Source organism: Spirosoma endbachense (assembly GCF_010233585.1).
Lineage (GTDB): Bacteria > Bacteroidota > Bacteroidia > Cytophagales > Spirosomataceae > Spirosoma > Spirosoma endbachense.
This window is the reverse complement of sequence record NZ_CP045997.1, coordinates 4,318,036-4,327,398: the sequence shown is the minus strand read 5'-3', so window position 1 is coordinate 4,327,398 and position 9,363 is coordinate 4,318,036. Positions and strand designations below refer to the sequence as shown.

The window sequence follows — 9,363 nt, the reverse complement described above, 5'->3', positions numbered from 1 at the left end:
TTGGTTTTCATAGCTGCAATTATCAGTTGACAATTATACAACAATCAACTGACAGTTGCAAGTTCCCCTTTGGTGGTATAGAGATCTTAACTAAACAATTCTGAGACCGTATGCTACTAACTAGGTTGGACAATAATTAAAAACTAATCGTCTTATAAAAACGCTCCACAAAGAGACAAAGGTGATACTCAGTTAAGCAGGTCAAGTTTTGTTAAGGTCCTGCTTATAACTTATTAGCCTTTCTAAACGTAATCGGTGATCGTCCTGCCGTTTTGCCAAACAGTCTAATGAAGTATTTCGTATCATTGTAACCTAACACAAAGGCGATTTCTTTCACACTTTTATCGGTATAAATCAATAAGCGCTGCGCTTCGCGAATCACTTCATGTTGAATAAGGTAAGTCGAGGAAAAGCCCGTTACTGACTTCAGCGAATCATTGAGATAACTGACGGTTAAATTCATCCGGACCGCATAGTCAGCCGGCTTTTTGAGGACCAGAAACTGTTCCTGCACCAATTGCCGAAACGTCTTCACAATCTCAATACGGCGTAGGGAATGGGCCTGAATCCGCTGATCTTCCTGTGACTGAAATACGGCAACCAGTTTATAGAACAAGGCATTGATCAACGCTTGCAGGAGTTGCGGGTTAAAGGACTGTGACTCTGTCCCCGCTTGGGTTGATTGGATCAGCTCAAAAATAGCCGCAAACCAACGTTGATCTTCAGGGCTTAAATCCAGTAGAACAACGTTGGCAAAGGATTGTTCGATGACCATACGGGCCTTGGGGTCAACAAATCGGGCCTCAAAGGCCATGAACCAGCCTGCCACATCTTTCGCCGACCCCAGTTGATGAACTTGTCCGGGACAAGATACCAGCAGCGATGAGGAAGGAATGGTGAACTGCTGAAAATCAAGGCTAAAGGCTAATTCTCCTTTTTCTAAAAAGAAGCAACAATAATGATCGTGCCGATGGGGGATTATAACCTTTTGCTCCACCTGTTGGATTGGTGGTTGATCCACAATTCGGATTAGTTCTACCCCAGTCAGACTTTCGATCAACGAATAAAGCTGGATTCCTTCTTTAGTCATGCTTTCAGCTCTAGGACCAGAATCCATACGAGTAAATTCTGGCCGATACGTTGGGGGTCGCCTTTAGCTTTTTTCGCAAGTCTGTCACCATGGGTATGTAGCCGGCAATGTAAATAGTAGAGTAAATGCTTAAATCTTTGCTCATACACCACTCCTCCAGGGCACTAAGGCAATGGCCATCAGGCTTTACAATAAAGTCAAATTCGGTATTATTGGCAAGAAGTGAGGGGGGCAACTGGTAATCATCATGCAGAAAAATCGCCACCTCCATGGGGTGTTTTTGCCGATCAGTTAACTGCTTCAATCCTAAAAAGTGACCCAGTGCACTGCCGTCGGCCAAGCCGAGCACTTTTCCTGTCTGGGCAGGCAGCGATGCTGCGTGAGCAACGCCTACTAAAATCTGATCGCCTGTTTTTAATTGCTTCACCCAACGGCTACCCGATCCGTTATGTCCCGCTTCGATATAAAGGGTGCATATTTTGTTCTCTGCATTCCATATGGCTGGCGTATAATCCCGATATTCAAACCCATCGACTTTGCATTTAAAGCGCTTGATGGTATTCCATTGTTCCATACTGACTGAGGGCAGATGAACATCGACTTCATACAGGGTGGCTGGTTGCCAAGCACGCATCTCCACTACATATGCCGGGATTAACATACGATCCAATAAACCAGCCGCTGCCTTTTTGAGAATATTTGCCATTTGTTGTTGATTTGCTGAGGCAAAATTACCGATGAGCTATATGGCTTTTGTCTTATAAATGGCGGCAACAGGTGGACGAATAACGGCTATGCCCACAAATTCTCCAAGCTGCCTACTGGTCGATTGCTAGTGTAGCGTAATCCAATGGACTACCAATGAGCCGTTTATTATTTGTAGCCATTCTTAAGTCTTTGAAAAACGCTTTTTAAATGGGGCGTTTATAGGACGTTTTATAAGGGTCTGGACGATTTTAGGTTCTCACCTACTGAAGCGACCTACGGCTAGGCCGCCCATGGTGCAAGGCGTGCGGTTAGCCCAACTGTGCTGTCCATTTAATCCACCTAAACCCTGGGGGAAGATAATTATCCGTTTAGGCTGTAACCTTTCGTCAAAGTGGGAGTTCCCACTCCAAATCGCTACACCCTGTAGGCCAGTAACTGACTGCTGGTAGTTAGCGAGCGTAAGGAGATTGAGCGACGCGCAAACTAGTTGCTAATCAGGAACAGCCAAACCAACTACTTATGAGTCAATTTTTTGTCAAGCTTCTTGTCATCAGCCTCCTCTTGGGACCACATCATCTAAACGCGCAAATGGCCTATAAAGTCCAGGATCACTATACGAAAACCGAGACGTACATTACCATGCGCGATGGGGTCAACCTGTTTACGGCTATCTATACCCCTAAACTAGCCACAGCGACCCGACCCTATCCAATCCTGTTGCAACGTACCTGCTATGGCATTGCCCCTTACGGTAACGACAGTTATCCCAACCACTTAGGCCCATCGATGACGATGATGCAGGAGGGCTATATCATGGTGTATCAGGACGTGCGGGGCCGCTACAAAAGTGAAGGGCAGTTTACCAACATGACACCCCTAACGGTTCACAAAAGTAATACAGACGTGGACGAAAGCTCCGATACCTTTGACACCATTGACTGGTTGGTCAAGCACGTACCCAACAATAATGGCAATGTAGGTCAGTGGGGGATGTCTTACCCGGGGTTTTACGCAGCAGCTGGTCTGCTGAGTAACCATCCTGCCCTGAAAGCATCCAGCCCGCAGGCACCCATTTCAGACTTCTTTTTTGATGACTTTCATCATAATGGGGCCTTTTTGCAGAGTTATTTTTTATTATTTCCCTGGTTTGGCGTTCCAAAGAAAGACACGACCACCTTTGCCTGGTACGATAGCCCGCCGGTTAATACGGCTAAAGTTGTCCGGGATGGCTACCAAATTTACCTGGATCAAGGCCCGCTGACGTTTGCTGACACCTACTATAAAGATAACGTCTTTTGGCAGCAAACGGTGAATCATCCCAATTATGATGACTACTGGCGAAAAAGAGCTGTACTCCAGCACTATCCGCCCAATCTAAAAACGGCCGTTATGACCGTTGGGGGCTGGTTTGATGCCGAAGACCTGTCGGGGCCCCTGAATCTGTACAAGACCATTGAGAAGAAGAGCCCCGGCACCTACAACACGCTAGTCATGGGGCCATTTGGTCACGGTGGATGGGCCTATGAGACCGGCCATACCCTGCACAGTAACCTCTATTTCGGCGATAGCCTGGCGAGCTTCTATATGAATGAGATTGAAGCCAAATTCTTTCGTCATTTTTTGAAGGGCATTGGCAACAGCACAGGTTTACCGGAAGCGTATATGTTTGATACGGGCCTGAAAAAATGGCATCAGTTTGATCAATGGCCACCTGTTCGTTTTCATAAACAAAAGCTTTACCTAAATGCAGCGGGCACATTAGATCGGCAACCGCCTAAAAAGATTGAGTCAGTCTCTTACCCCAGCGATCCCATGAAGCCCGTTCCCCACACCGAGGATTTGACATCAACGATGAACTTTACGCCTTACAATTACATGAGCGAAGACCAACGCTTTGCAGGCCGTCGGCCCGACGTACTGACGTTTCAAACCGGTGCTTTGTCTCAGGATGTGACCCTAGGGGGGGAAATTAAAGCGTATCTGAACGTAGCTAGTACCGGTACCGATGCTGATTTCTTTGTCAAACTGATTGATGTATATCCCCTGGACGAACCCAATCATGCCTACATGCCCCATAAAAACGTCACCTTGAGTAATTACTGGCAGATGGTTCGTTCGGAAATGATGCCTGCCCGGTTTCGCAACAGCTTTGAAACGCCGCAGCCCCTGCGCGCTGGTCAGAAAACAGCCGTCCATTTTCCGTTGCAGGATGTGCTGCATACCTTTAAAAAAGGGCATCGGATCATGATCCAGGTCCAAAGTACGGCCTTCCCCTTATTCGCGCGTAACCCCCAGACATTCGTGCGCAACCCCTATAAAGCAAAGTCCTCCGATTATGCGAAGGCCACCCAAACAGTTTTCAATGACAGTTTTATGGAGGTGGATTTGCTCGAAGGGGCTATTACTGAAAATGCCCCGCCATCTGTCTGGAATTTTGAGGACTACCGACCCAGAGTGATTAGCATGGCTCCCTTCGAAAACGGGGCTCAATCGGTAAGCACGAGCACATCGGTGGTTACCCTTCGCTTTTCCCAAAAGATGGATACCCGCTATTATAGTTTTGGCAAAGGCTCTTTGGGCGTAGAAAGCATGGTGCGGGTGAAACGGTTACTAGGTTTTTCGGAGGATGCTCAATCGTTCTCCTTTGAACTTGACGTGAAACCGAATCAGCGTTACCAGTTAGTGATCGGTTCAAGTTTTCGCAATGAGAATGGCGATCGACTCAAGCCTTACCTGATTGATTTTAAGACCAAAGACTAGCGGTTAGTAGGCAGTACAGCCCCTCTGAACCGACTTGTTGTAATGTATACGTTCGGGGTGGTGTCTATTCCTAAAATGATTTAAAAAATGTAGGGCGAACAGGCGAGAGAAAAGATAAAATCTCTGTTGAGTATTACCTCACAAAACCCTCCCGAATGCGACGAATAATTAATCATATTTCATTCATAGCGGCGTTGTTATTGCCTTTTTTCCTATCTTACTACTTTGGAGCCATTCGAAACGATGAAAAGGGAAATCGATGAAAACGTATATATCTAAAGTAGGACTTGAGCTAGCTATTCCCTTAGCTGGCTTATTTGTTGGTTTAGGTAGCTTGATGGTCTACAAAGGGCTTTGGGCAGGAGTCGGTATTATCCTGGTGGTTTCACTACTGATCCTGCACCTGTTTATGACAACACGCTATAAACTGGACAAAAACACCCTTAACATTCAATCCGGCTTTTTCTTTCACAAGGAGATTCCCATTGCTTCCATCAAAAAGATCATCGAAACCCGAAACCCCATTAGCTCCCCCGCTCTCTCGCTGGATCGAATTGAATTAGTCTATAATCGATTCGATAGTGTGCTCCTCTCTCCTGAGGACAAAATGGACTTCATCGCTGATCTGCTCCATCAAAATCCCGACATTGAAGTTCGGCTAAAGAGGGTATAAGTATCAGCACTAAGGAAGAGCTTAGATTAACCTTGGCGATAGCCGTATCACAAAATGCTCCCACTTGAGACGAATGACGCTTCATGTGTCTGCTTAAATAAATGGGCCTTTACCGTGACAATAAACTTGTAAGAGTTTAGCGGACAAAGTGGCAGGTGAAGTCGTGAATATCACAATTTATTAGTGACTACGCTCACCTATATACTATATTTCGCCCCCTATAAAGGGGAGTAGTTTGCGCTTGTCTGATTCCGACATCCTATGATAAAATTCGATCATTTTTGAGTGAATATGAGACACTTTCACTACCCGGATTATTGGGGGGGCATTGGCCTGATCGCTAGCCCTAACCATAATACCTAATAAGTGCCCTGCTGAATTAAATACCCCGCCTCCACTCATACCAACTAGCGCTTGGGCTTCTAAAAAAAACTCGACATTCGAATCATACGCAATATCGCCTTCAACATCGCCCGCAGCTTTCAATTGGGGGATAATAGCCGTTGCTTCGATATCGGATAGTATTTTGCCATAAGCGACGGCCCCATTGGGATAGTTGGCTTTATCCTGGGGATACCCAACCGCGATGGCTTTTTCGCCGGCATTGGGAGCAGCCCAGGTTTGGACTACTTTTGTCCGGTTAGCTGGATCATACATCCGCAAAGGCACCGTGGTTTGAACCAGACCAGGGTGTTGAGCCAGAGGGCCTTGTTTAATTCGCTGGTTATCGATGATGCCTAAATAAAAATCCTCTGCTGGTAAGATGGCGGTATTGGTGGTGCCGGGAGATATGTCAAAATGCATCAACGGAAAGTCAGCAATTAGCGTATCACCTAAAGCTATATTTCCACTAGTAGGCGGGATTTGTGAGGTTTCAAAGATGCCCAGGTTTTCTGCCGACAAATCGAATAACTGGGCACTTCGAGAAGACCACCCCGATAGATTATAGACATGATTGGCGCTTATATACAGCCCTAAGCCATAGTCATTTTTCCGGCTCCATATGGTTTTTGACGCGGGCCCTCTTCTACCAACACTCCCCCTTACTTTATTCAGTAGGTCGGTCAGATTTTGGTCGTTGCTGTTTACTACTTCCTCTAGTGTTAAAACGCTTAAATCAGGTGCAGCAACAATTGGACTCTTGTTGCTGCACGATTGAAATACAACTCCAAAGGCTATTAATAAAATGAATAGTTCTAGGTTCGCTTTCATAGTTTAATTGCTAAGGATTTGAGAAACACTTTTTTACGACAGCTTACAAGCACCCCTTCCAAGTGATTGATACTGCCACCGATTGCATTGAAAACTGGAATTTCCCCCTACCTATTGGGCTAGTCAATGACTAAGTGACTCCAAAGCGAGGCCATTCGTTGTAACCTCGAGAAAGATCAATTAGCCGCTGACTTTAAAGCGAACCCACCTGATGCGTAGGTTCATCATTCAGGTCGTGAGGAATGATGGATATGACGGTTTTCTGACTTGCCTCTGTTAACCAATCATTCCTTAGATGCAGTAGCTCATCTAATCGATTCCAAAACTCAACTGCTTCTTAGCCAAGCATTTAAAGGCAGATTCGGAATACTGCCACGTGAAGTCAAAAGGAATAATTTGTGCTAGACACGACCTGATCTGACTTTTGATTGCTTGAAAAACAGATTGCGCCCACCGGTTTATACATTCTCTAAATAGCCTCCTTAAGTCAGTCATTTGTAGAGTAACAAAAGCTCTCATTTCCCTTATGTCAGGGTACTGACTATCTAAACCGTTTTAGCAACCCTAATGACTGAATATCAAACACCCAAAGACCGTGCTTATACGAACACACTACTAAATGCAGCCCCCAAAGAGGCCGCTGCCTTCATGAACCTGAAGCATACCGCCGAGCGAACCGATGGCGTCATTCCGATTAAGTATCGGGAACTCATGTCGGTGGCCGTTGCTCTGACCACTCAATGCGCCTACTGCATCGAATCGCATATTAACAACGCTGTACAGGCGGGCGCTAGCCGCGAGGAAATTGCCGAAACGGTCTTTATCGCAGCCGCGTTACGAGCCGGTGGAGCAGTGGGCACAGGCTTGATGGCGATGCGTCTTTTTAAAGAGGCCAGCTCGGCCAGCAAATAAGTGTACTAGTCACGACTTCACTAGACACTTGATTACTTTTAACCACAGATTTTATCTTCTCAAAATACGCTCCCAGTTGAGACGAGATCGTGTCAATTATTCGGGCGTTTACTGCGACGGACATTGCGCAATTATAGACCGCTTTTCTTCTCCATCTCAGCCGGATAACGAGCCCCCTGAATCGTGATGGCTGAAGCCGCTTTTTCAATTTGGCCAAGATCATCCTGAGTCAGGTTTAGTGCTACTGCTGCCAGATTCTCCTCCAGACGGTTTAACTTCGTCGTACCCGGAATGGGAACAATCCAAGGCTTTTGGGCCAGCAACCAGGCCAGCGCAATCTGACCGGGTGTGGCATTCTTCTGCTGGGCTATCTGACCCAGCAGATCGACCAGGGCTTGATTAGCTTTCCGGTTTTCTTCCGAAAAGCGTGGCACGGTGCTGCGGAAATCGGTCGCATCAAACTGGGTGTTCTCGGTTATCGCACCGGTCAGGAAGCCTTTACCCAGCGGACTAAAGGGGACAAAGCCGATGCCCAGCTCTTCCAGTGTGGGCAAAATTTCAGTTTCCGGCTCCCGATACCAAAGCGAATACTCACTTTGCAGGGCCGTCACCGGTTGAACCGCGTGCGCTCGCCGAATGGTAGCCGCGCCCGCTTCCGACAGGCCAAAGTGTTTCACCTTACCGGCCTGGATCAACTCCTTAACGACTCCTGCTACGTCTTCGATGGGCACGGCCGGGTCAACACGGTGTTGGTAGTACAGATCGATGACCTCCACCCGCAGCCGTTTCAAGGACCCTTCAACCACCTGCTTAATGTGCTCCGGTCGGCTATTGAGGGCATTCCACCGTCCGGTTGCTTCACGTTCCGAAGCAGGTGCCCAGCCGAACTTGGTGGCAATCACCACCTGCCCGCGAAACGGCGCTAGGGCTTCGCCCAGCAGTTCTTCGTTCTGGTAGGGGCCATACACTTCGGCCGTATCAAAGAAGGTAACGCCCCGCTCGACGGCGGCTCGCAGCAAGGCAATCATCTCGGTTTTGTCTTTGGGCGGGCCATAAGACCAACTCATCCCCATACAGCCCAGGCCGAGGGCAGATACCTCCGGGCCACCGTTTCCTATTCGTCTTGTTGGCATGATCACTTAGTCAATTTTGGCGTCTTTAATGAGGGTAATGGCGTTGGAGATTCGGGGAAAACCGATGTAGGGATAGAGCTGCACCATCGCTGCCAGTAGCGTTTCTTTGCTGTTGCCTGCTTTTAGATTGCCGACCGCATGGGAAGCCATCTGCCGTTCGGTGCCGCCTAACGTGGCCAGACCACAGAAAATCATCAGTTCGCGGGTTTTCAAGTCCAGGCCCTGGCGGGTATAAAAATCCCCGAAGGCTGATTCGGTTAGCATTCTGGGAATGGCTTCGGCAAATTCGCCGGGCAGCGTTTTCAGGTTCTGTTTCATGGCGTCACCATAAAGCGGAGCCTGCTGTTGGCGTCCCCGCTCAAAGCGCTCACCTTCCTTCACGGTTGCCTTGGCTTCCAGTGGCAGCTTAATGCCTCGGCTTTCAAACACCTTGTTGATGGTTTCTACGGCGTTGAGCACTTTAGGGAAACCGATAAACGGGGCGCATTGGTAGACCACTTCCCGAATCTGAATCGGCGTTACGCCGATGTTGAGGGCGGCCTGGGTGTGCGCGGTTAGTTGGGGGAGGGTCTGGTTGGTCGTGAGCGCGGTGATGGTAATCAATTCCCGCGTTTTGTCGTCCAGGTTTCCAATGTAAAACACCTCACCGAAAATGAACCGTTGCAGGATGGTCATTAGTTCGGGGTCGGTTTTGCTGGCCGTGATGGGCTGCCCGAACAGTTCTTCGTATTTTTTCCGGGCTCGTTCGATTCGGTTATCCATTGAGGCTTTCTGGGATGGTTTGTTTGAATTCTGCCCGAACACGGACCCTGATAAAAGCAAAGTCAGTGTGAGCGGTAACAGCATGTGTTTCATGGGTAGGCTTGATTTAGGTG

Annotated in this window: 8 protein-coding genes; 3 read left to right on the top strand and 5 right to left on the bottom strand. The window is 47.8% G+C overall.

Going from position 1 to position 9,363, the window contains the following annotated elements; all coding sequences use genetic code 11:
* Window positions 1-223: 223 nt before the first annotated feature.
* Entirely contained in the window at window positions 224-1,090 is an 867-nt protein-coding gene (locus GJR95_RS17390; protein WP_162387073.1) for an AraC family transcriptional regulator, read from the bottom strand.
* A 10-nt stretch (window positions 1,091-1,100) separates the two neighbouring features.
* Entirely contained in the window at window positions 1,101-1,796 is a 696-nt protein-coding gene (locus GJR95_RS17385) for a ferredoxin reductase domain-containing protein (RefSeq protein ID WP_162387072.1), read from the bottom strand.
* Window positions 1,797-2,386: 590 nt separating this feature from the next.
* Here GJR95_RS17385 and GJR95_RS17380 point away from each other — a divergent pair.
* Together GJR95_RS17380 and GJR95_RS17375 are read left to right on the top strand one after the other, a co-directional pair.
* Window positions 2,387-4,558, top strand: a complete 2,172-nt coding sequence (locus tag GJR95_RS17380; protein ID WP_317167080.1) for a CocE/NonD family hydrolase — start codon at window positions 2,387-2,389, stop codon at window positions 4,556-4,558.
* A gap of 259 nt (window positions 4,559-4,817) precedes the next feature.
* Complete coding sequence (locus GJR95_RS17375) at window positions 4,818-5,231, top strand: PH domain-containing protein (protein WP_162387070.1); 414 nt, start codon at window positions 4,818-4,820, stop codon at window positions 5,229-5,231.
* A 204-nt stretch (window positions 5,232-5,435) separates the two neighbouring features.
* Here the strand turns inward: GJR95_RS17375 and GJR95_RS17370 are convergent, their stop codons facing one another.
* Window positions 5,436-6,443 (bottom strand): trypsin-like peptidase domain-containing protein, encoded by a 1,008-nt coding sequence (locus tag GJR95_RS17370; RefSeq protein ID WP_162387069.1) that lies wholly within the window; start codon window positions 6,441-6,443, stop codon window positions 5,436-5,438.
* Between the two features lie 567 nt (window positions 6,444-7,010).
* Between GJR95_RS17370 and GJR95_RS17365 the strand changes: the two genes are divergently transcribed.
* The gene (locus tag GJR95_RS17365; RefSeq protein ID WP_162387068.1) at window positions 7,011-7,355 is read left to right on the top strand and encodes a carboxymuconolactone decarboxylase family protein; all 345 of its coding nucleotides are present in this window, start codon (window positions 7,011-7,013) and stop codon (window positions 7,353-7,355) included.
* 131 nt (window positions 7,356-7,486) lie between these two features.
* On the opposite strand, the gene GJR95_RS17360 is transcribed toward GJR95_RS17365, so the two are convergent.
* Entirely contained in the window at window positions 7,487-8,488 is a 1,002-nt protein-coding gene (locus GJR95_RS17360; RefSeq protein ID WP_162387067.1) for an aldo/keto reductase, read from the bottom strand.
* Window positions 8,489-8,494: 6 nt separating this feature from the next.
* Window positions 8,495-9,343, bottom strand: coding sequence for a carboxymuconolactone decarboxylase family protein (locus GJR95_RS17355; RefSeq protein ID WP_162387066.1), 849 nt, complete (start codon window positions 9,341-9,343; stop codon window positions 8,495-8,497).
* Window positions 9,344-9,363 lie beyond the last annotated feature (20 nt).

Coding starts and splice junctions, on each gene's coding strand:
- GJR95_RS17390 (WP_162387073.1), bottom strand. CDS start 1,090: ATGACTAAAGAAGGAATCCAGCTTTATTCGTTGATCGAAAGTCTGACT.
- GJR95_RS17385 (WP_162387072.1), bottom strand. CDS start 1,796: ATGGCAAATATTCTCAAAAAGGCAGCGGCTGGTTTATTGGATCGTATG.
- GJR95_RS17380 (WP_317167080.1), top strand. CDS start 2,387: ATGGCCTATAAAGTCCAGGATCACTATACGAAAACCGAGACGTACATT.
- GJR95_RS17375 (WP_162387070.1), top strand. CDS start 4,818: ATGAAAACGTATATATCTAAAGTAGGACTTGAGCTAGCTATTCCCTTA.
- GJR95_RS17370 (WP_162387069.1), bottom strand. CDS start 6,443: ATGAAAGCGAACCTAGAACTATTCATTTTATTAATAGCCTTTGGAGTT.
- GJR95_RS17365 (WP_162387068.1), top strand. CDS start 7,011: ATGACTGAATATCAAACACCCAAAGACCGTGCTTATACGAACACACTA.
- GJR95_RS17360 (WP_162387067.1), bottom strand. CDS start 8,488: ATGCCAACAAGACGAATAGGAAACGGTGGCCCGGAGGTATCTGCCCTC.
- GJR95_RS17355 (WP_162387066.1), bottom strand. CDS start 9,343: ATGAAACACATGCTGTTACCGCTCACACTGACTTTGCTTTTATCAGGG.